The organism is Streptomyces sp. KR80, from assembly GCF_052245555.1.
In the GTDB taxonomy this organism is placed as follows: Bacteria; Actinomycetota; Actinomycetes; order Streptomycetales; family Streptomycetaceae; genus Streptomyces.
The window spans coordinates 121,295-141,887 of record NZ_JBQQCD010000002.1 but is presented as its reverse complement, the minus strand read 5'-3'; the positions used below and the strand labels follow the sequence as shown (position 1 = coordinate 141,887).

Here is a 20,593-nt window from a genome sequence, read left to right as displayed (position 1 = left end):
ACATCCGGGCATGGACCTCGAGGTACGGCACCTGCGGGTGGTGTGCGCGATCGCGGAGTCCGGGAGCCTCACCCGTGCCGCCGCGTCCCTGCGCATGACCCAGCCAGGGGTGAGCGCGCAGTTGCGGCGCATCGAGAGGATGCTGGGCGGGGCGCTGTTCGAGCGCAGGCGGGCCGGTATCGCACCGACCGCTCTGGGCGAGTTGGTGCTCACCCGGTCGCGCGCCATCCTGCCCAGCATCGACGGCCTGCTGGCTGACACCGCCCGCGCCGCCGGCAGCCAGTCCGCACCCAACCGCATACGTCTCGGCTCGGTGGGCGCGCCCTTGCTGGGGCATCTGATCCTGGCTGTACGGGAACTGCTGCCGGAGGCCGAGGTGACCACCCGCTGCCAGTACTCACCCCTGCCGCTGCTCGACGACCTCGCCGCCGACCGCCTCGAGGCGGCGATCCTCGGCGACAACCCCGGCCGCGAACTCCAGCCCCGCGACGGGGTGATACTGCAACCGCTGGTCATGGAGCCGGTGTTCGCCCTGCTCCCCGCGACCCACCCCCTGGCGGCAGACGAGGAAGTCAGTCTCACCCGGCTCCTGAAGGAGGAGTGGGCGGTACCCCGCCCCGAAGGCGACCGCACCCGCGAGTACTGGTCGTCGATCTTCGCCCTGACCGGCGAGCACCCGCACACGCCTTATGAGGCCGAGGGCCGCCAACTGATCGAAGTCGTCCGGGCGGGCCTGGCCGTCAGCCTCTGCCAGGCCACCTTCATCGAGGTCCCCGGAGTGGTGGTCCGCCCCCTGGCCGGGAACCCGCTGTGGTACCGCCACGTACTGGCCTGGCACCCCGATGGTCCGCTCGCCGCACGAGGCGACGAGATCCTCCGCAGGGTCCGCGACGGCTACCTGGCCACCAGCGCCGCCAGCCCGGTGTACGCGCGATGGCGGCAACACCATCCGCACCTGGCACGACGGCCGACCTGAGATCCCGCGCGCACGTTGTGGCCGGCGCCCTAGAGGTCGGTTCCGAGGCTGAGCAGTTCCTCGACGAGCGGTCGGCAGCTGCCGCACCCCTTGGTGGCCCGGGTCCCATCCGCCATCGAGTCCTCCGGTCGTACCCACCCAGCGCTCGTCTTCACGTTGGGTTCCTATGGGCGACGGCATTCTCATCTCGTCAGGAAGGCCCGGTGAATGGGCGATCGGAGCGGTTCAGTGGCCAGTCTGACCAGGCACATCGGTCGGCTACTGCCCGATCGGCTACCCCATCAGACCGGGCGGAGCGAGGCTCCCCACCAACGCACCCCGAGGAGAAGCTGCATGACGAAACCGGTATTCGACATGGGAAGGGGCTGTCCTCGTGAGCGATGTGTACTCCGTGGATCCGCGCACGGGCATGACGGTGGAGCTAGTCGGCAAGGAATCGGACGACCAAGACGTCTCCCGCGTGTGCCAGGCCGCGGCCGACGCGGCGGAGCCGCTGGCCGCGATGGACCGGGAACACCGGAGAGAGCTCCTGCGGCTGATCGCATCGGAGCTCGAAGCGGACGGCGTCGGCATCGTCCTGACGGCCGAGCGCGAGACCGCGCTGGGCACCGAACGGCTCCGCAGGGAGCTGGCCCGCACCTGCGATCAGCTGCGGTTCTTCGGGGAGGTACTGCGCGATGGCTCGTACGTCGACGCGGTGATCGACCACGGAGCCGGCACCGCGGACTCGCCGGGTCCGGACCTGCGTCGCATGCTGGTCCCGTTCGGCCCGGTCGCGGTCTTCGGGTCCAGCAACTTCCCGCTGGCGTTCGGCGTCGCCGGCGGTGACACCGCGGCAGCTCTGGCCGCAGGGTGCCCTGTCGTCATCAAGGCCCATCCGTCCCATCCCGCCACCTGCCTTGCGGTCTTCACAGCCGTGACGCGCGCCGTCGCCCGTGCCGGCGCACCAGCGGGCTCGGTCGGACTCGTCTGGGGGTTCGACGCCGGGGCCCTCCTGGTCAGCGATCCACGCATCAAGGCCGTGGCCTTCACCGGATCCCTCACCGGCGGGCGCCACCTGCATGACCTGGCCGCAAGCCGCGCGGAGCCCATTCCGTTCTACGGCGAACTGAGCAGCACGAACCCTGTCTTCGTGACCCCGGGTGCGGCACGCGACCAGCACCAGCACATCGCCCAGGGATTCCTGCAGTCCTTCTCGTTCGGGCACGGGCAGGTGTGCACGAAGCCGGGCCTGCTACTGATTCCTGCCGGGTCCGACGGCGCCCCGCTCCGGGATGCCCTCGCCGAGGGGGTCGGAGCGATGACGCCCGGCTGGCTGCTCAACGACGGCATCCGCAGGATGTTCCTTGAGGAATCGGATCGGCTGTCCGCCCTCGCTCAGGTGAGCAAACTCGCCGAGGGCCCGGACGCCACAGATGAACTCGCGGTACGCCCAGTGCTGCTGACCGTCGCGGCCAAGGAGCTCCTCACCACGGCTTCCGAGCTGCTGGACGAGTGCTTCGGCCCGCTTGCCGTGGTCGCCGAGTACGAGAACACCTCCGAACTCTTCGACATCGCGGGTTCCCTGACCGGGCAGCTGTCCGCTGCTGTCCACGCGGCGGACGATGAGACCGATCTCGCCCGTCGGCTCCTGATGCAGCTCAGCCGCTCCTGCGGGCGGATCGTCTGGAACGGCTTCACCACGGGAGTGACGGTGGGCTGGGCCACCCACCACGGTGGCCCCTACCCTGCCACCACCGCTCCCGGACACACCTCGGTCGGTGCGCGTGCGATTGCTCGCTTTCTGCGTCCTGTCTGCTACCAGTCCGTCCCCGATGTGCTGTTGCCCCAAGCGCTGCAGGACTCCAACCCCTTGGGTCTGCCGCGACAGGAGGACGGCCGACTCAATAGCTGACTTTTCCTCACGTCTTATATAGTAGAAGGAACTTGCACCATTTCCCCCGGTCGGGTCAGACTCGTTCCCATCGCGTCACGAGTTCCGCCGACTTAAGTAGCCGGGATCCGAATCACTGCAGGTACGCGGTCGACGGGCAACTGCCGGGAAACGGCAGCGCCCGACGCCCAGGGGGGATTACCGCTTCATGTCCAAGCCCGCCATGACGGTCGCCTTGCTGACCAGGAGCGAAGTCCTCCGAGCAGGGATGCGGGCGATCCTGAGCCAACTGCCGGAAATTGCGGTAATCCACGACGTCGCATATGAACAGAGCGCCGCCGAGAACGTCGACTTCGTCGACTCCGACCTTCTGCTGCTCTCCTGCCCCCGGACGGACTGGGCCCGGGCGGCGGCCGACCGGGCCGCCGCGACGGGTACCCGAGTACTGCTGCTGATGGACGAGATGTCGGCCGCGGATCCCGATGCGATCTCGGGCGTCCCGGCCGACGGCGTCCTCCTGAAGCACGCGGTGTCCGCACGCGGCCTCAGTCTCGCCCTCGCGCACATCGAGGAGGGCGGCTTCCCCATGCCCGCCCAGTTCTCCCGCACGTTGCTCAACCGCCCGGCCGGGCCGCGCGACAGCGGCCTGCCCCGCATGCCCAAGCTCACACCCCGGGAGCAGGAAGCGCTGACGCTGCTTGCCGAAGGCCTGAGCAACCGACTCATCGCTGACCGGCTCAGGATCTCCGAGCACGGTGCCAAGCGACTGGTGGCCAACATCCTGGCCAAGCTCAACTGCCCGAACCGTACCCAGGCAACCGCAGTCGCGATTCGCGAGAACCTCCTTGTGTCCTCTTAGCGGTCCAGTCGCGGAACGCCGGTCGCGAGCACCTCGTTCGCGGTGAGGTGGCCGTGCTCGCCGTCGAGAACCTCGGCGACAATCCGGCGCTGCGCGGTGACCCCTCGACATCGAGGCGATCGCCTCCGGCGTGCGCGATCGCATAGACCATGTCTCTCTTGAAGCCGTGTATGAGGCGCTCCACGTGCGACAGCGCGGTCGTCGAGGCGCCCTGCCTGACCGCGTCCGACGACCGCGGCTTCTCGATCGACGAGGCCGGGGTCATCTACTGGGGCCTGTGCCCTGGCTGTTCCACCGCCCTCAGTTTTGTTCATTCTCTGTTATTGGCCACTTCATACCCATCTGGCCACTTGACGCCCTCAGATCAAGTTGACGGCCCCTCTGACCAAGGAGTCCACACGATGAACCGACGCCTCATAATGGCGCTTGGCGCCGCGTTCGCCCTCAGTGCGGCAGTCACCGTCGCCACGGCGAGCACCGCCGAGGCGGACGAGACGCTGACCGTGATGAGCCTCAACACCTGGCATGGCGGCTCCCAGGTCACGGACGGGGTCAACACGACCGTCCAGGAGATCGACGCCTCCGGCGCCGAGGTGGTCGCCCTGCAGGAGACCGACAAGGCCGTCACCCAACAGCTCGCAGAGAAGCTGGGATGGAAGTACTACACACAGAGCGGTTTGGACGTCGACATCATCAGCAGTCAGCCCATTGAGAAGGCCGACTCGATGTCGGACACCGCGGTGGCCGCGAAAATCAAGGGAGTCTGGGTGTACTCGATCCACCTGGGCCACACGAAGTACGGGCCATACAACGCCTGTTTCGACCATGACAGCAACGAGACGATCTACGCGGACGAGACCGAGCGCAAGGAGCAGACCGAGGCGATCGTCAAGTGGGCCGGTTCCTCACCGGCGATCATCGCCGGTGACCTCAACACCCCGTCCCACATGGACTGGACCGAGAAGACCAAGGCAAAGCACTGTGACTCGGTCGTGGAATGGCCCGCGACAAAGGCGTTCGCCAACGGGGGTTACCGGGACTCCTACCGTGAGGTCAACCCGGACGAGGCGGCTTCCCCCGGCGACACCTGGTCCCCGAAGTTCCCCACCAACAGCGACCACGGCGACAGGCCCGAGCCCCAGGACCGCATCGACTACATCCTGTACAAGGGCGGCTCGCTGGACGCCACCAGCTCGAAGGTCTACGGCGGTGACAAGGAGAACTGGCCGTCCGACCACCGGGCCGTCATCACCGAGTTCAACCTCTAACGGAACGCGCCGTCAAAGGCGGGCCGGTCCACGGCGCTCCTCGCCGGGTGGACCGGCCTGCGCCGCCTGAAGGCCGGGGCATCCTCGGGAGGTCTTCGGTGAAGGGCAGCGTCCTCCCCTGATCATGTGCTGTCGCCGCCGGGGGCCGACTTCCGCGCGGCGACCCAGGCAGCGATCTGTGCGCGGGAGCCGAAGCCGAGCTTCGCCGTCCGAAACTCGGTCGATAGTGAGCCGACCGGGCCGGGACGTCGCGAACGCTGCCCGTGGAGGGCGCCGACTGACCGGGCCGGTCGGCCAACCGGGTCAGTAGGTGAGGATGCCCGGGTCGGACAGGCCCGGGGCGCCGGACTCGACGTGACCTGCCAAGCGGCGGAGGAAGTCGGCCGGGGTGGTGGAGGTGACCGTCATGTCGTACCAGTGGCGGCAGGAGCGCAGGTCGACGGAGTGCGTGACGGTCGCGCCATTGCGGACCGTGAAGGTCTGCGGGGTGCCGCCGTAGGCGTTGGTGACGGTGAGGCTTGCGTCGGCGGTACCGGCGTTGGTGAAGGTCAGGTCGAGGTTGCCGGTGGCCGCGTTGTGGCGGGCGGTGACCTCGGGACCAGCCGTCTTGCCGGGGTTGCGGAAGCGGCGCAGGAAGCCGTTCGGGCCGTGGACGGTCAGGTCCGTGACGCCCTTCGAGTACTTCGTGTTCCAGCTGTCCGCGATCGACTTGCCCGCCTCGGTCGTGAACGTCCAGGGCGCGTCGGTGCGGTTCGCCGCGGTGACGTAGAACTGGGCGCCGGCGTCCGGGCCGCCGCTGAAGGTGAGCCGGTACTTGCCGGTGCTGATGTCCGCGGAACCATCCACGTACGGCGCGTACGCGAGCGGGCGGGTGGGCTTGGCGCCCGGCTCCTGCCGCGGCATCGTGCCGACGGCCGGGGCGGGAGCCAGGAAGTCGGGGTGGCGCTCGCGGTCCGGCGGGAAGTAGCCGTCGGTCGGCGGCAGCTCGGCCGGCGTCGTCTCCGTACGCGCGAAGTCGAAGGCGGACGTCAGGTCGCCGCACACGGCACGCCGCCAGGGCGAAATGTTCGGCTCCTGCACCCCGAAGCGGCGCTCCATGAAGCGGACGATCGAGGTGTGGTCGAACGTCTCGGAGCAGGTGTAGCCGCCGGTGCTCCAGGGGGAGACGACAAGCATGGGCACGCGGGGACCGAGGCCGTAGGGCCCGGCAACGTAGCCTCTCTTGCCAGGGAAGTAGTCCAGCGCCGTCGAGGTCGTGGACAGGCCCTGGTCGGGCCCGGACGGCACGTACGGCGGCACGACGTGGTCGAAGAAGCCGTCGTTCTCGTCGTAGGAGATGAAGAGGGCGGTTCGGGCCCACACGTCGGGGTTCGACGTCAGGGCGTCCAGGACCTGCGCGATGTACCAGGCGCCGTAGTTGGACGGCCAGTTGGAGTGCTCGGAGAAGGCCTCGGGGGCGGCGATCCAGGAAATCTGCGGGAGCCGCCCTGCCTGGACGTCTGCGCGGAGGATGTCGAAGAAGCTGTCGCCGTTCTTGGCGTCGGTGCCCGTGCGGGCCTTGTCGTACAGCGGGTCACCGGGCTGGGCGCCGCGGTACTTGTTGAAGTACAGCAGGGAGTTGTCGCCGTAGTTGCCGCGGTAGGCGTCGTCGATCCAGCCCCAGCGGCCGGCGGCGTCGAGGCCGTCGCCGATGTCCTGGTAGATCTTCCAGGAGATGCCGGCAGCCTCGAGCCGCTCGGGGTAGGTGGTCCAGCCGTAACCGGCCTCGGCATTGTCGAGGACCGGGCCCCCGCCCGTGCCGTCGTTGCCGGTGCAGCCCGTCCACATGTAGTAGCGGTTCGGGTCGGTGGAGCCGATGAAGGAGCAGTGGTACGCGTCGCAGATGGTGAAGGCGTCGGCGAGCGCGTAGTGGAAGGGGATGTCCTCGCGGGTCAAGTACGCCATGGTGGTGGCGCTCTTGGCGGGCACCCACTGGTCGTACTTGCCCTTGTTAAAGGCCTGTTGGCCGCCAGCCCAGTCGTGGTTGAGGCCCTGGAGGAACTCCATGCCGAGCTCGTCGCTCGGCGGCCGGAACGGCAGGGTCACCTTCTTGCCGTCGCACTGGTTCCAGACGGACTTGCCGCTGGGCAGGGTGACGGGGCGGGGGTCACCGAAGCCCCGTATGCCCTTCATCGCGCCGAAGTAGTGGTCGAAGGAACGGTTCTCCTGCATCAGGACGACGATGTGCTCGACGTCCTGGATGGTACGGGTAGTGCCCTGGGCGGGGATCGAGGCTGCCCGGGCGATGCTGTCGGACAACGCGGTGAGGGCGACGGCGCCACCGGCCAGCTGCAAGAAGCGGCGACGGTTGAGTTCTGCCATGGGTGAGTTGACCTCCGACGAGTAAGGGTTCGGTGGGGAGCGCCCAAAGGACAACGTGCTCGGGTGTCACGCCTGGCGAACGGTTCATGACGGCCCGCTGTGCAACTGGCGAACCCTGCGCCGGACGCTTCCACTGCGCCGTTCCGGCCCGGCCGGTAGGACTACCCCCGGGCATGCGGCGACCGACGCCTGACCCCAGGCGATTCTGATGCACAGGAGCGCGCAGTGCATAGGCATTGCTGCCTATGCATCACATGGAATCTGCCGGAGCAAGTGCCGCTGCGGTCAGAGGAGGTTGTCCCCATGTCGCACCAGCCGGCCTCGCGGCCGCGACCGCACTCACCTCCCCCGATACGCCAGAACGTGGCAAAGCCCCCCCGAGGCGGCTGCGGGTCCGGCGTGCGGGCCGACGCGCTCCATCACAGTGGAGTCACTGCCAACGAGCCTTTCACGACGACGAACTGGACCAGTGCGAACACTGGGCCATGCCCCCTGCGTGGGGGCCGCGGGCCCCTCCTGGCCGGAGAAGCCCGCGGCCCCACCTGCGTCAGCCTCGCAGCGGTCCCTCACAGCTGTAGTCCGCCGTGCCCGTACGCCCGTCGGAGGAGATCTCGACCTTGCCGAAGGAGCAGTTCATGTCAGCCAGGTTGTTGTCGCCCTCCTCCGCTCGGTCGAGGATGGAGCCATCGACTGCCTCGGACATGTCCTTGAAGACCACGTCGGCGTTGTCGGGGCTGGTGAGTTTCGCGGTGATCTTGCCCGTACAGATGAACCTCGGGCGCTCCGAAGCGCCGGGCGAGGTGCAGTCCGGGGTCAGGCCGGTGGTGCTGGCGAAGGACGAGCGGACCTCGTCGGCCGACGAGTCCTTCAGTTGGTCGATGGGCGTGTACTTGGTGTCCGGCACGAACAGGTCGTCGACGTGCGCGATCTGCTCGTCCAGGAAGGCGTTGTACGCGCGTTGCAGGCCGGCGTCCTGGCTCAGCCGGCTCCGCCAGGCGTCGAAGTCGGCCGGGTCGTCGGCGCGCAGATGGCCGTACATCTCCCGTATCAGCGAAGGACGTTCGGTCCACAGGAACTCGAAGAAGGTGCCCGCGTAGTTGTAGAAGCGGAAGCCGTCTCCGTCGTAGGTGGCGTGCAGCAGCTGGTCCACGGTCATGCGCGGGCCGCCGCCCTGGGTGTCGTTGATGATGCCCTGAACCAGTGACTTGCGGACCTTGATGCCGTCGTCGCGGGTGCCGCCGTCGAAGAACTCGGCGGTGCCCTCGTCCATCGCAGTGGTCCGGTCTCCCTCGTACCACGGTCCTTCGCCGAAGAGACCGGGCACCGCCCAGCGGCCGTTGAGGTAGTGCGTGTACTCGTGGCGGAACAGCTCCTCGAGCGTGAGCGTGGAGTCTTCCGGGACCCGGCGCTGGTAGGTGTAGAACGTCGCGCCCTTCTCGATGTAGATGCCGCCGTTGTCCGTGCTCAGGCCCGTGAGCATCGGCTGGTAGACCTCGTAGTCGGCGCGGGACGCGTACAGCACGGTGTGGAGCGTGGTGTTGGTGTCGCCGGCCAGCGGCTTGTCAGTGCCGAGGACCCGGTGGAACTGCGCCTTGACCTGTTTGCTCGCGTAGTAGAGCTGGTCGACGGTGGCCCGTTTGAGGGCGGTGCGGACCTTGATGCCGCCCTTGTCGTACGTGTAGGTGTGCGGGAAGATGCGGCGCTCGATGTCCTCCTTGCACACCTTGTACGGCTTGCAGGCGTCGAACTCGATCAGCCAGGTGACGACTTTGCCCCAGGGCGGGCTGCCGTCCCCGAAGTTGCGGACGGTGGTCTCGAGCAGCTCGCCGAGGGCGTCCACGATCTCGCTTTTCACGGCGTCGATCTGGCCGAACCGCCCGTACTCGCCGAGCGCATCCCGTACCACCCAGGCGTTGTCCGTGTCCTTGAGGTGGGTGTAGTCGGCGAAGGCCTTGAAGGCGGCGCGGTACGAGGCGTCGGCGGCGACGGCGTCGCGGAACGCCGTGTCCTCGTTGCCCGGGTAGACGCCGAGGTAGTTGACGGAGAGCGCACCGAGCGCGGCTCCGCCCCAGGAGGCGTCCTTGTTGGTGTCGGGGTGCGAGGCGTCCATCGTCGCCAACACCCGCTTGATGAGGGGAAGCTGGTACTGCCGCAGGCCTGACGTGCTGGCCGCGTTGAGTGCCTCTCGCAGGGTCTCCCCGTTGGCACGGGTGGCGTCGAAGGTGCGGGCGGCCGCCCCGAAGGCGTCGACGGCCTGACGCATCGACTTCAGAGTGGTCGGATCGGAGATGTCGATCTCGTCGTGCGAGAAGTCCTGGTAGGCGACGGCGTGGAGATAGGTGAACATCTCCAGCAGGTGGGTGCCGTTCTTGCCGTCATGATCCGCGGCGAGCTCGGCGATGCGGCGGGAGACGGCCTGGACGTGTTCCTTCGACATGATCGGGACCAGCCGCTGATCCCATTTCCACAGGATGTCGCGCAGGCAGTCGTCGGCGGTGACCTCAGGGTCGGCGAGGAAGGCGACGAACTGGTCCGGGGGCAGGCCCGTGACGCTGTCGAGGTTGCAGGGCACTGCGGTGCCGTTGATGGTGGCTTGGGGCGGGCTGCCCTCGACGCTCGGCTCGGGTGTCTGAGGACCGGGAACGCGTCCGTTCGACAGACCGCCGGGGCCGGAGGCCGAGTGGGTGACCCTGCGGGGGGCCTCGGCGAGGCGGTCGACCTCGTCGTGGGGGTTCTGCGCCGGCACCGCGCGATGCGCAAGCACGGCGCGATGTGGTGCTGCGGGCGCGGGAGAGAGCGGGGCTGCATAGCGGGTCTGGGCGGCGGCGCAGAGCGTCACCGCTATCGCGACGGTCAGCAGCGGCCTACGCAGCCCTCTGCACACGATTCCTAAATGGGACACCGATGACTCCAGTGTGGGGGGAAGTGATTCCTGTGGGGGTAGAGCAGCGGTGCGGCAGGGCACCAACTGCCCTGCGTCTGGCGATACTCGACGGCCGACCCGGCCTCCGGGCACGCCATGTGATGCGTAACGTAGTAATGTGAAATATCATTGGCAAGCCCTTTGCATCTCGAGGTTGCACCGGGCTCAAAATGAAGGTCCGCTCCTCGGGTTCGCATCAGTACTCACGCTGAGTGCGGCAACTGCCCTGGCCCTGGGTGCCGTTCGCTGCATCGCGGGCACACCGGGACGCCGGCGCAAGTGGCCAGGTAGCCGTCGCTGACGGTGCGGCGGATCCGTCGCACTGGGTCGGACATCGCCCACCCGCACGCAGCCCATCGAAGAACTCGTCCGAGGGAACGCCGTCCGCTCCCCCGGCCGGGTGCCGGCCGGTCGGTCGCGGGGCTCGTTAGTCCCAGTCCCAGGCGATCCCGAGGATCCCGGTCCGCACGCTCTGCTCGGCGAGGTGCGCCACCCCGTGCCGACCGCTGAGGGTCAGTTCCTGCCGTCCACTACGCAGTGCGGTCGCGGACGTCTGCGCGAAGCGGTGGCACCGCACCGGAAGTGCGGCCTCGTCGAACCGCACTTGGAGCACGTACTGCCCACCCGCGAAGGGGAAGCAGCGCACGTACTCGGCGCTCGGTCCGCCGGTGCCGTCCTCGATGGCGTAGCCGAAGACATACGTGTCCGCGGCCCGCAGGCGGAGGTCGAAAAGCAGCTCAGCGACCATGACGGGCGCGCCGTCGAGCCAGCGCACTCGGCCCACGCGGCAGTTGTCGGTGGCCCGCACGGTCACCCGCTCCGGCGCGCAGCCGTCCTCTCCGAGGTGAATGGCGAGGTAGCGGTCGACGCCGTCCCGGTGCGCGCGCACCAGCTGCTGGGAGTCGCGGCCGAGCAGCTCGCGTCGCCCCCCGATCCGCACTCTCTCGAAGTGGCCGACGGAGTGCAGGCCGCCATCGGCGGGCGCGTCGAGGTCGGCCAGCAGCCGCCCGAGGACCTCGGAGATCTCGAGCAGCGAGCGGTACGAGCGAGCGGCCGGTCGCTCGGTGCCAGGCTGTGCAGCGGGCTCCAGCAACCGGACCAGCACACCCGTCGGCAGGTCCAGGACCTCTTCGAGCGCCCGCACCGCGCGCAACGACTCCACCCGCTGAGGCCGGCGCACGCCCTGCTGCCAGTAGCTGAGGCTCGTCACCCCGATCTTGACGCCCCGCTGAGCCAGCCGGTGCTGGACCCGGTGCAGGGCGAGCCCCCGCGCGGCCAGCGCCGTCCGCAGCGCGACATGGAACGGTCCGGTCCGCAGCGCTCGCGCCAGCTCCTCCGGGGCCGGCTGCGCAATGCTCCGCTCCATTGCTCATCTCCCCGTCAAGTGAACGTTCACATTCGGTTGCTCGAGGGAGAGCGCGCTGAGCCGCAGCCCTCCTGCAGAGCGGGGGGTGGAGTGTTCACATCCACGTTGTGCCGTTCACACCCCCCGGGTCGTCCCGTATTCAACCGGGTTGACCTGCCCTCGACAACACCCGATGCTCCAGGCCGTCGCCCCGGCGGCGCTCTCCCACCCTCCACACCCCACGCATGAGGAACACCATGAAACGTGTCCCAAAACCGGGCAGAAGACGACTGTCCACCGCAGCCCTGATCGCCGCGGCCCTGCTCGCCGTGCCCACCGCGACGGCGACCGCGGCCCCCTCCGCGACCTCGACCGCAGCCGCCACCGCGGCCTACGAGCTCGACATCACGATGCAGGCGCAGCAGAAGACCAACTGGTGCTGGGCGGCGTCGGCGAACACCATCGCCGACTGGTACGGCTACAACTACAGCCAGAACCAGATCTGCAACGCCGCCTTCAATCGTCAACAGGGCTTTGACTGCCCGAACTGGCAGGCCACTCTCGGCAATGTCCAGAACGCCCTCGACTGGGCGGGCATAAGCCCGGGATCGTACGTCAACGGCTGGCTGCGGTACTCCACCGTGCAGGCGGAGGTCGACGCAGACCGGCCGGTCGAGACCCGCATCCAGTGGTCCTCCGGCGGCGGCCACATGCACGTCATCTACGGCTACGACACGTCCAGCAGCTGGGTCTACTGGGGAGACCCATGGCCGTCCAGTAACCGCTACAACTGGGCGTCCCACGCCTGGTACGTCGACAACAGCAATTTCTCCTGGACCCACTCGCTCTACCAGATCGGGGCGTGAGGCAGCGATGATCAGCAAGAACACCGCCCGTGCCCTTGCCGTCGGCGCCTTCGCCGCCGCCGTGCTGGCCCTCGCCCCGCAGGCCCGCGCCGACGAGCCCCCGGCCGCTCCGCAGGCCCCGGCCGACGCAAGCATCACCGCCGCCCAGGAGGCCGTGGCCGCCCCCACCACCCTTGACACGCTCTCCCGCTTCTTCGCCCGCGACGGAGCCATCAGACGAGCCGCGGCCGACCCGCGGATCGTGGGCAAGACCGTGCCCGTCTACTACCTGAACCCGGCCTTCGTGGCGGGGAAGCCGGGCGTCCCCATCGCACGGCTGGAGTTCATCGCCGGCAAGGCCGTCGCCTCCGACGGACAGAAGGCATCGGTGTGGGCCGCACGCACCGGGGACACGTGGCGGGTGGTCAACATCGCCACCGGCGATGACGAAACCCGATACGCCGCCCAGGGCGCACGCAAGCTCCGCGGGGGCACCGTCTTCCGCGAGCCGCAGATCGACGCCTGGTACGTACAGCGCGGTGGGCGGATCCTTCCCCTCGACGCCGATGCCACCAGGGCGATCGGGGCGCGCGGCACCTCCGTCGACGCCTACCGCAAGCGGGTGCACCAAGCGTACGGCGACAAGCTGCCCGGCTCGGCCTACGCACGCGCGGGCAAGGCCGGCGGCTACGGCAAGGACGCCCCCCAGGCACCCGCCGGACACCCGCCGATGAACCAGCTCGCCGACGGGGAGCGTGACAGCGGGGCACTGCCCATCACGGGAGCGGCGGCCGGGGCCGTGGCCGTCATCGCCGGCGCGCTCGGCCTGCGTCGTCGGCTGCGCCGGACCCAGTAGAACCTCCTACCGGCCCGCCGGGCCATTCCGGCGGGCCGGATGGGACTGCGCCTAGTGCGCCGCCAGGGCCTTCCGCCCACCTCGCACACCGCCCGACGGCGAGAGGTGGGCGGATCGCGCTCGGGGCATCGCGCACCAGGCGCGGGTCTCGGCCCCGCCCGACGCTGTCCTCTTCTCCACTCACGGGCGCCTACTAGCGCGTCGTTGGCTCTGCCGATCTTGCGTGGTCGGGGCATGGTGGCGGGCATGAGGCTTGGGGAGGTGGAACGGCTCCGGGGTGAGTTAGCGGAGTTCGTTGGGTGGCCCGCCAGTACTGCGGGACGCTCCGCCAGCGGGCCAACTGCCAGGTCGTGGCAGCGTGCACGCGGCCACCGACCGCGCAGTGAGATCGCCCCGGACCTGTTGGCGGCTGGGTTCCCGACTCACCCCCTCCCCGCCGATACCCAGCGAGGGTCGTCCTCACGGTATGTGCTGGACGACCAACGCAAAATTACGTGACATGTGATATTGCACACTCAACTACGTTGCCTCCATGCTGTGTCGAACTCCTGGCCAGCCCTAGCTGGAGCTCCCCTCGCAGCGGAGGACCGGAATGATCCCTAAGCTCAGACTCAGACGATGGGCCGCCGCGATCGGCACGGCGGCCGCCCTCATATCCGGTGGGCTCGAATCGACGGCGACAGCCCTCCCCCAGACCAAGCGCCCGAAATGTACGCTCACCGTCCCGGCCAGCCCCCGGTCGGAGGCCCCGCCCAGTTGTGTCGCGGTCGATCTCACGCTGGACAAGCTCCCGGCCGTGGGTGAGACGGCCGCCCTGCGGGTCCGCCTCCGTTCCCAGGTCGCAGTGCCCCACGCCCAACTGACCGTCCGGGTGCCCGACACCCTCCAGCTCATCACCGAGGGCTCCCCTCTCAGTGCGCCCAGGCAGGTCGGCCCCTGGCAGCAGGCCAAGGGTGTGATGGCCCTCAACACCCACAAGCAGAGTCTCACCCTGCACGTCCGCGCCACGGCGGCAGGTCCCGTCCAGATCGAGGCCGGTCTCTCCGACGCCGATGCGCCCTCGCCGGAGCGGGAAGCCCACGATTCAGTGCTGCTCACCGTCGGCAAGAAATCGTCGTCGGCGGGCCACGGCTCCTCCCGATCGGGAGTGGACATCACCTCACTCCCGGGACGTTCGGGCGCCCGGCGCTCGAAGTCGACCTCGGTGAGTGAGAAGTTCGCCAAGGTCCCGAAGCCCACCCGGACCGCCGCCAGCAGCCCCTCCGCGGCCAGCATCACGCCCATCTGTGTCAACGGCGGCTTCCACTTCACCAATCAGGCGGGGACGTGGCTGGGCGGCCGCAACCTCACCGTAAAGGTCTGGGGGAAGACCACCTCGACTGCCGCTCAGCAGGTCTACGCCAGCGGCCTGACCAACAACACCGGCGCCTTCAACCTCTGCTTCACCCCGCCGGTCTCCTCGATGTACTCGCTCTACGTGGAGTTCCGGTCGGAGAGCTCGGTCTGGCAGGTGGTCGGCAACAACGGGTGGGTGTACTCCACCACCACGTCCGCGAGGTCCAACGTCTCCACCAACCAGAATTTCGGCTGGACAGCGCCGGCGGCAGCTCAGATGCGCGCCTGGCACGCCTTCGACACCCTCAACCTGACCTGGTGGTGGCGCAGCTCCAACACCAGCTGCTGGACCTCCCTCGAGAGCGCACCCAACTGCAGCAAGATGACGGTCCAGTGGTGGCCCGGCAACGCTGACGGCGGGTACTACAACCCCGGGGCCAACGCCGCCGCCAGCTACATCAGGCTGCGGGACAACGACCCCGACTCCGAGCACCTCGTGATCCACGAGTCCGGACATGCGCTGATGCACATGCTCTACAACTGGTGGTGGCCCAACGTGAACTGCGCCGGTCACCAGATCCATGCGGCTTCTTCCACCGGATGCGCCTGGACCGAGGGGTTCGCCAACGCTCTCGCCGGCAGCGTCAAGGGCGACAACAAGTTCGTCTGGCCCAACGGCTCCGAGATCAACCTGATGAACTCCACCTGGTTCAACTCCAGCCAGCCGGTCTCCAGCACCAACTGGCACAACGGTGACGCGGTGGAAGGCCGGGTGGCCGGCTCCCTGATCGACCTGTGGAACCAGGCCGACAATGGACAGTCGGGCACGATCAACCTGATGCGGACGCAGGGGCAGTCGAACTTCGGCGAGTACTTCAAGGATGACCGGCCCGCCGTCAGCCTGAGCACGTCGAACACTGCCCGCAACCTGCTGTACGGGCACACCATCGACTACCGGGCCAGCCTGCTGAACTCCAGCTTCGAGAACGGCACGGCCGGTTGGAACTGGACGGCGTCGCCGAGTGGGTCGGTCATCGGCAACTGGTCGACGTACCCGGCCCGCAGCGGCTCCATGTACGCCTGGCTGGGCGGCATGGGGGAGGCAGCAACGCAGAGCCTGTCCGAGCAAGTCACCATCCCGAGCAACGTGAACGCGGCGACAATGGCGTTCTACAACCGCATCGGCACCTTCGAGACCGAACAGTCGGCGTACGACACGCTCAAGGTCCAGGTCATCGACGGCGCCACCACCTCCACCCTGGGAACCCTGTCCAACCTCAACGCCGTCGGCAGCTACACCTACCGCTCCTACAACCTGTCTGCCTGGCGAGGGAAGACGGTGACGATCAAGCTGGTCAGCACCGAGGACGCCACCCTCCGAACCGACTTCGTCGTCGACGACATCACGGTCACCACCTCCTGACGGGCGACGACGGCGAGCCGAGTGAAAGGGGGAAGCAAACGCACACGTGGGGCCTCCGGGCGTGCAGTTCGGGGCCCCACGGTGGCGGGAACGCTCAGTCTGGCACCCCCGGCGGGACCGCCACACCCCACACCCAGGGAATCGAGCACACCATTCCCGAGGCGCGCGAGCGGCGCCCCGGCCACGGTGCGGGCCGGTCCACCCGGCGAGGAGCGCCGTGGACCGGCCCGCTCCCTGACGTCGGGTTGCGTCAGAGTTTGAATTGGGTGATGACGGCCCGGTGGTCGGACGGCCAGTTCTGCTTGTCACCGCCGTAGACCTTCGAGCTGGTGGCGTCCAGCGAGCCGCCCTTGTACAGGATGTAGTCGATGCGGTCCTGGGGCTCGGGCCTGTCGCCGTGGTCGCTGTTGGTGGGGAACTTCGGGGACCAGGTGTCGCCGGGGGAAGCCGCCTCGTCCGGGTTGACCTCACGGTAGGAGTCCCGGTAACCCCCGTTGGCGAACGCCTTTGTCGCGGGCCATTCCACGACCGAGTCACAGTGCTTTGCCTTGGTCTTCTCGGTCCAGTCCATGTGGGACGGGGTGTTGAGGTCACCGGCGATGATCGCCGGTGAGGAACCGGCCCACTTGACGATCGCCTCGGTCTGCTCCTTGCGCTCGGTCTCGTCCGCGTAGATCGTCTCGTTGCTGTCATGGTCGAAACAGGCGTTGTATGGCCCGTACTTCGTGTGGCCCAGGTGGATCGAGTACACCCAGACTCCCTTGATTTTCGCGGCCACCGCGGTGTCCGACATCGAGTCGGCCTTCTCAATGGGCTGACTGCTGATGATGTCGACGTCCAAACCGCTCTGTGTGTAGTACTTCCATCCCAGCTTCTCTGCGAGCTGTTGGGTGACGGCCTTGTCGGTCTCCTGCAGGGCGACCACCTCGGCGCCGGAGGCGTCGATCTCCTGGACGGTCGTGTTGACCCCGTCCGTGACCTGGGAGCCGCCATGCCAGGTGTTGAGGCTCATCACGGTCAGCGTCTCGTCCGCCTCGGCGGTGCTCACCGTGGCGACGGTGACTGCCGCACTGAGGGCGAACGCGGCGCCAAGCGCAAGTATGACGCGGCGGTTCATCGTGTGGACCCTTTCCTTATGAGGGGGTGGCTGCCAGAGGGGAATGGAGCGAACCGGAAAAATCGCGGGCGCCAGTGATTGTTCGTGCCCGATAAGATGTACGTTTCGTTGCGAAGGTTCACTACCGGCTGCTGGCCCGCCGCAACCGGTGGGCGGCGCCGAGACGAGTTCCCACGGCACGTGCCCGCGGGTGTAGCGGTGGTTCCGGCGAGGCCCGGAGGGGGTCACAACGGGCCTAGCTCCCGGATGCGGGTCCGCGCCGCAGAGGCGCCGCTCCGGTGTCCCATGCCCCGGCCGGCAGCGTGAGCGCTGTCGACTCCCCCTACACCCGCGGCCTCCTCGACTCCTGCCCCGCCACCGCGACGACGGACCGTGGGCCGACCGCCGGTGCTGGAGCCGGAGGCGGCCGGGTGCCGACCCCCGGGATCGGTGTTCCGGCGGCCGAACCCGCACCCGTACCTTCCGTGCTGCGCCAGGGAACCGTCGCCTCCGCAGCGCCCAACCCCTTCGACAGGAGCGACGGCTTGGCCGAGGCCGCCCCGAAGCCTGGCCTCCGAAGGTTGGCACCCGGGGGCGTCACCGACGTTCGGAATCGGCCTCGAACCAGGCGTCCGTCGCGGCCCGGCCGGGTGATCGGCCTCGGCCATCGTCCGGCCGGGCTCTGCGCTCGGCGAACGCTGCGACGGCGCAGGTCATTGAGTGGCCGGAGAGCTGACCGGGCCTTCATTCGTGGGGCGGGGCGGTGGGGGAGGCGTGTAGAGGGCCGCGGCGGTCGGGGCGGCGCGGATGATGGCGGCGACGATGCCGCCGTCCGCGGTGCATGAGGCGTCCCGGGCGCCTTGGGTGGCGCGCCTGTCCGCGGTCATGGGCGGCTGGGGAGTCGGCGACGGCGGGGGCAGGTGGCTGCTTGGGCGAGCAGCGAGCGCATCTGCCGCATCGCCTGCCCGGGGTGGCTCACTGGGGAGGGGAACGCCAGACGGGCGTCGTCGTGCGTGGTGGTGCGTTCGAGGCGCAGAACGAGGCCGTAGCGGTCGAGCCGTACCGGGCGGACTCGGGTGACCCCGAGCAGGAGCCGCGCCGGGACGAGTCGGCTCAGCCGAGCGGCGGTGTCGGTGCGGGTGGTGTCGAGGTGGGTGAGGAGGTCCGCTTCGTAGGTGGCCAGCGGGTCGGGCCTGGCCAGGGCCAGCTCGTCGAGGCCGATGGCGGTTACCTGGCCGGCTTCGGCGAGGGCGGCCCGTGCGGTATTGAAGCGCAGGGCTCCGGGCTCGTCGTCGATGGCGGTGAGGTAGCCAGCCAGTGTCAAGCGCGCGCGGACCCGGTCGCGTACGGCAGTCGGCGCGATGTCGGTGAACTCGACGACTGCGGCGAGGTCACCGCGTGGTGCGTGGGCGAGTTCGGCGCGCAGGTGGCTGCCTGGCGGGTCGTCCAGCGTCAACTGCCCGGCGTGGCCGACGGTGTGCAGACCGATCAGTTCGGTGCGGTGCGCTTCCGTGGTGACCGTCAGCGATCCGGCTGCGGCGAGCACCGAGCGGGCCCGTTCGGCAGGGGTCGGTTCCGTACGTCGGCTGTCGGCAGACATCCACCCTCCCTCTTAGGTAAGGCTTACCTTACTAAATCTCGAAGGTGGTCGCCATCTCTCGTCGCCTCTCTGGCTGTTTTGTCGCGACTCGCAACTGCTGCCGCGAGGATCCTGAGCGGGTCTGTACGAGCTTGTCGATCCGTTCCGTGAGGTCGTTGCGGACGGATCGGGCCACGGGGTCGATCCGGTCGCTGGGGTGCGTGCCGGCGCTATGGACCTGTCTTGCCTGTGCGGCGCTGCACCGCAGGAGCGCTGCGGCCAGTTGGGAGCGGCCGGCGTTCTCGGTGCAGACGAAGACCACGCGCCGGTATGCCCGGCGCCCACCGGCGTCAGTACGCCTCGCCCACACTGTGCCGTCGCATGCGCCTGTCGGCGGCCGGTGAAGCAAGCCCGGCGGGCCCAGGCGGTCGTATGGACAGCCGACACGAGGATGACCTCGCTGGTCATCCTCGTGTCGGGTCGAGGCCACGCTGGCGCCACGTGCGATGCGATCGGCGCCGAGCGGCTAGCCGGCCGAACGCAGCTCCAGCGTGCAGCACTTCACGCTTCCGCCGGCCTTGAGCAGTTCCGACAGGTCGACGCCGACCGGGTTGAAGCCCCGGGTGCTCAACTTCGCCGCGAGGTCCGTCGCGTTGTGCGGCAGCACGACGTTGTAGCCGTCGGAGGTCGCGTTGAGTCCGAAGACCGCGGCGTCGGCGTCGGTGGCGACGAGGGCGTCCGGGAACAGCCGCTGCAGAACGGCGCGACTGCCGGGGGAGAAGGCTCCCGGATAGTATGAGGTAGTCCCCCTCGCCCTCGTTGACGAACTCGGCGGTGCGCAGCTCGGGGAAGCCGTGAGCGCGCAACCAGTCGTGGTAGGCCGGGCCTTCGTCGACGCGCTCGGTGTTGCGGAAGCGCGCCACGAGCGCGCGTCCGTCGACGACCGTGGCGCCGTTGGCGGCGAAGACCATGTCGGGCAGGCCGGGCAGCGGGTCGATCGTGTCGACGGTGTGGCCGAGGCTCAGGTAGACCTCGCGCAACTGCTCCCACTGGGCGATGGCCAGCGGAGTGTCGACGGGCTTCCGCGGGTCCATCCACGGGTTGATGGAGTAGACCACGTCAGTCCGCGCGGTCCGGTCCATCCTCCATCCCCCGGGCGGCGAAGTACGGTGTTGGCGTACCTTCAGCATGTCAAGGACGGGGGCCGCAACGATGACGCACGGAGTCAGGGCGCAGCAGCGGGAGCAGACGCGGCAGACCTTGCTGCGCGAGAGCAGGCGTCTGTTCTCGACACTGGGATACGGCGCTGTGGGCCTGTCGGAGATCGTCCGCGCAGCCGGGGTGACCAAAGGCGCGCTGTACCACCACTTCGACAGCAAGACCGAGTTGTTCCGTGCCGTCCTGCAGCAGGTGCAGCAGGAGGTGGCCGAGCACATCGCCGCGACCGCGGACGCGCGGGAGGACGCCTGGGACCAACTCACCGCCGGCTGCCAGGCGTTCCTCAGTGCCTCCACCGACCCGGCGATCCAGCGCATCATGCTCGTCGACGGTCCCGCGGTCCTCGGCTGGAGCGAATGGCGCGCGATGAACGAAGCCACCTCCGGCCGCCACCTGGCGGACGCCCTCACCGTCCTGATCGATGAGGGGACGATCGCCGCGCAGCCGGTCGCGCCGCTCATGCACCTGCTGTCGGGGGCGATGAACGAGGCGGTTCTGTGGCTGGCGTCGTCGGCGAACCCCACCGACCTGGCAGACACCAGGGAGGCGCTGGCGCGGATGCTGGAGGCGCTGCGTACCACATGAGGACGGGCGCGCCGTGCGGCGAGGTCACGCAGGCCGGGCCTCGGGGCTGGG

Annotated in this window: 16 protein-coding genes and 3 pseudogenes; 9 read left to right on the top strand and 10 right to left on the bottom strand. The window is 68.8% G+C overall.

The window, feature by feature from the left end; all coding sequences use genetic code 11:
- The first annotated feature begins 10 nt into the window (after positions 1–10).
- Positions 11–976, top strand: a complete 966-nt coding sequence (locus ACTWQI_RS03620) for a LysR family transcriptional regulator (RefSeq protein WP_443267344.1) — start codon at positions 11–13, stop codon at positions 974–976.
- A 29-nt stretch (positions 977–1,005) separates the two neighbouring features.
- Here the strand turns inward: ACTWQI_RS03620 and ACTWQI_RS03615 are convergent, their stop codons facing one another.
- Positions 1,006–1,131, bottom strand: coding sequence for a hypothetical protein (locus ACTWQI_RS03615; RefSeq protein WP_443267343.1), 126 nt, complete (start codon positions 1,129–1,131; stop codon positions 1,006–1,008).
- Between the two features lie 218 nt (positions 1,132–1,349).
- Between ACTWQI_RS03615 and ACTWQI_RS03610 the strand changes: the two genes are divergently transcribed.
- Both ACTWQI_RS03610 and ACTWQI_RS03605 read left to right on the top strand, forming a co-directional pair.
- Complete coding sequence (locus ACTWQI_RS03610) at positions 1,350–2,870, top strand: aldehyde dehydrogenase (NADP(+)) (protein ID WP_443267341.1); 1,521 nt, start codon at positions 1,350–1,352, stop codon at positions 2,868–2,870.
- A 187-nt stretch (positions 2,871–3,057) separates the two neighbouring features.
- Positions 3,058–3,708, top strand: a complete 651-nt coding sequence (locus ACTWQI_RS03605; protein ID WP_443267340.1) for a response regulator transcription factor — start codon at positions 3,058–3,060, stop codon at positions 3,706–3,708.
- Positions 3,709–3,713: 5 nt separating this feature from the next.
- Here the strand turns inward: ACTWQI_RS03605 and ACTWQI_RS03600 are convergent.
- Positions 3,714–3,809: pseudogene (locus tag ACTWQI_RS03600) on the bottom strand (transcriptional repressor); the annotation flags it as partial.
- Between the two features lie 8 nt (positions 3,810–3,817).
- Here ACTWQI_RS03600 and ACTWQI_RS03595 point away from each other — a divergent pair.
- Positions 3,818–4,013 (top strand): annotated as a pseudogene (locus ACTWQI_RS03595) (transcriptional repressor); the annotation flags it as partial.
- Between the two features lie 96 nt (positions 4,014–4,109).
- Positions 4,110–4,976, top strand: coding sequence for an endonuclease/exonuclease/phosphatase family protein (locus ACTWQI_RS03590; RefSeq protein WP_443267339.1), 867 nt, complete (start codon positions 4,110–4,112; stop codon positions 4,974–4,976).
- A 303-nt stretch (positions 4,977–5,279) separates the two neighbouring features.
- Here ACTWQI_RS03590 and ACTWQI_RS03585 read toward each other — a convergent pair whose 3' ends face one another.
- The 3 genes from ACTWQI_RS03585 to ACTWQI_RS03575 all read right to left on the bottom strand — a co-directional run bounded on the left by ACTWQI_RS03585 (position 5,280) and on the right by ACTWQI_RS03575 (position 11,626).
- Complete coding sequence (locus tag ACTWQI_RS03585; RefSeq protein ID WP_443267337.1) at positions 5,280–7,337, bottom strand: phosphocholine-specific phospholipase C; 2,058 nt, start codon at positions 7,335–7,337, stop codon at positions 5,280–5,282.
- 547 nt (positions 7,338–7,884) lie between these two features.
- Positions 7,885–10,221, bottom strand: coding sequence for a collagenase (locus ACTWQI_RS03580; RefSeq protein WP_443267335.1), 2,337 nt, complete (start codon positions 10,219–10,221; stop codon positions 7,885–7,887).
- 466 nt (positions 10,222–10,687) lie between these two features.
- Entirely contained in the window at positions 10,688–11,626 is a 939-nt protein-coding gene (locus ACTWQI_RS03575; RefSeq protein ID WP_443267334.1) for a hypothetical protein, read from the bottom strand.
- A gap of 224 nt (positions 11,627–11,850) precedes the next feature.
- On the opposite strand from ACTWQI_RS03575, the gene ACTWQI_RS03570 reads away from it, so the two are divergent.
- The 3 genes from ACTWQI_RS03570 to ACTWQI_RS03560 all read left to right on the top strand — a co-directional run bounded on the left by ACTWQI_RS03570 (position 11,851) and on the right by ACTWQI_RS03560 (position 16,064).
- Positions 11,851–12,471 carry a papain-like cysteine protease family protein gene (locus ACTWQI_RS03570; RefSeq protein WP_443267332.1) on the top strand — a complete coding sequence of 207 codons (621 nt, stop codon included), beginning with the start codon at positions 11,851–11,853 and terminating at the stop codon, positions 12,469–12,471.
- Positions 12,472–12,478: 7 nt separating this feature from the next.
- On the top strand, positions 12,479–13,306 hold the full coding sequence (locus ACTWQI_RS03565) for a hypothetical protein (RefSeq protein WP_443267330.1): 828 nt from the start codon (positions 12,479–12,481) through the stop codon (positions 13,304–13,306).
- 592 nt (positions 13,307–13,898) lie between these two features.
- Positions 13,899–16,064 carry a mycolysin gene (locus tag ACTWQI_RS03560; RefSeq protein WP_443267328.1) on the top strand — a complete coding sequence of 722 codons (2,166 nt, stop codon included), beginning with the start codon at positions 13,899–13,901 and terminating at the stop codon, positions 16,062–16,064.
- Positions 16,065–16,314: 250 nt separating this feature from the next.
- On the opposite strand, the gene ACTWQI_RS03555 is transcribed toward ACTWQI_RS03560, so the two are convergent.
- The 5 genes and pseudogenes from ACTWQI_RS03555 to ACTWQI_RS03535 all read right to left on the bottom strand — a co-directional run bounded on the left by ACTWQI_RS03555 (position 16,315) and on the right by ACTWQI_RS03535 (position 19,929).
- Positions 16,315–17,181: an endonuclease/exonuclease/phosphatase family protein gene (locus ACTWQI_RS03555; RefSeq protein ID WP_443267327.1), complete on the bottom strand. Its 867-nt coding sequence runs from the start codon at positions 17,179–17,181 to the stop codon at positions 16,315–16,317.
- A 692-nt stretch (positions 17,182–17,873) separates the two neighbouring features.
- Positions 17,874–18,047 (bottom strand): hypothetical protein, encoded by a 174-nt coding sequence (locus ACTWQI_RS03550; protein WP_443267325.1) that lies wholly within the window; start codon positions 18,045–18,047, stop codon positions 17,874–17,876.
- A complete protein-coding gene (locus ACTWQI_RS03545) occupies positions 18,044–18,760 on the bottom strand; it encodes a DUF2470 domain-containing protein (protein WP_443267324.1) in 717 nt (238 codons plus the stop codon). Before ACTWQI_RS03545 ends, ACTWQI_RS03550 begins: the two co-directional genes overlap by 4 nt.
- Before the next feature lie 31 nt (positions 18,761–18,791).
- Positions 18,792–19,061: an arsenate-mycothiol transferase ArsC gene (locus tag ACTWQI_RS03540; protein WP_443267322.1), complete on the bottom strand. Its 270-nt coding sequence runs from the start codon at positions 19,059–19,061 to the stop codon at positions 18,792–18,794.
- 204 nt (positions 19,062–19,265) lie between these two features.
- Positions 19,266–19,929, bottom strand: a pseudogene (locus tag ACTWQI_RS03535) (dimethylarginine dimethylaminohydrolase family protein).
- 22 nt (positions 19,930–19,951) lie between these two features.
- Between ACTWQI_RS03535 and ACTWQI_RS03530 the strand changes: the two are divergent.
- On the top strand, positions 19,952–20,542 hold the full coding sequence (locus tag ACTWQI_RS03530; protein ID WP_443267320.1) for a TetR/AcrR family transcriptional regulator: 591 nt from the start codon (positions 19,952–19,954) through the stop codon (positions 20,540–20,542).
- Positions 20,543–20,593: the final 51 nt, after the last annotated feature.

Bases quoted from the DNA above. Each gene is read 5' to 3' on its own strand.
- ACTWQI_RS03620 (WP_443267344.1), top strand. From the start codon at position 11: ATGGACCTCGAGGTACGGCACCTGCGGGTGGTGTGCGCGATCGCGGAG.
- ACTWQI_RS03605 (WP_443267340.1), top strand. From the start codon at position 3,058: ATGTCCAAGCCCGCCATGACGGTCGCCTTGCTGACCAGGAGCGAAGTC.
- ACTWQI_RS03590 (WP_443267339.1), top strand. From the start codon at position 4,110: ATGAACCGACGCCTCATAATGGCGCTTGGCGCCGCGTTCGCCCTCAGT.
- ACTWQI_RS03585 (WP_443267337.1), bottom strand. From the start codon at position 7,337: ATGGCAGAACTCAACCGTCGCCGCTTCTTGCAGCTGGCCGGTGGCGCC.
- ACTWQI_RS03575 (WP_443267334.1), bottom strand. From the start codon at position 11,626: ATGGAGCGGAGCATTGCGCAGCCGGCCCCGGAGGAGCTGGCGCGAGCG.
- ACTWQI_RS03570 (WP_443267332.1), top strand. From the start codon at position 11,851: ATGAGGAACACCATGAAACGTGTCCCAAAACCGGGCAGAAGACGACTG.
- ACTWQI_RS03565 (WP_443267330.1), top strand. From the start codon at position 12,479: ATGATCAGCAAGAACACCGCCCGTGCCCTTGCCGTCGGCGCCTTCGCC.
- ACTWQI_RS03560 (WP_443267328.1), top strand. From the start codon at position 13,899: ATGATCCCTAAGCTCAGACTCAGACGATGGGCCGCCGCGATCGGCACG.
- ACTWQI_RS03555 (WP_443267327.1), bottom strand. From the start codon at position 17,181: ATGAACCGCCGCGTCATACTTGCGCTTGGCGCCGCGTTCGCCCTCAGT.
- ACTWQI_RS03550 (WP_443267325.1), bottom strand. From the start codon at position 18,047: ATGACCGCGGACAGGCGCGCCACCCAAGGCGCCCGGGACGCCTCATGC.
- ACTWQI_RS03545 (WP_443267324.1), bottom strand. From the start codon at position 18,760: ATGTCTGCCGACAGCCGACGTACGGAACCGACCCCTGCCGAACGGGCC.
- ACTWQI_RS03530 (WP_443267320.1), top strand. From the start codon at position 19,952: ATGACGCACGGAGTCAGGGCGCAGCAGCGGGAGCAGACGCGGCAGACC.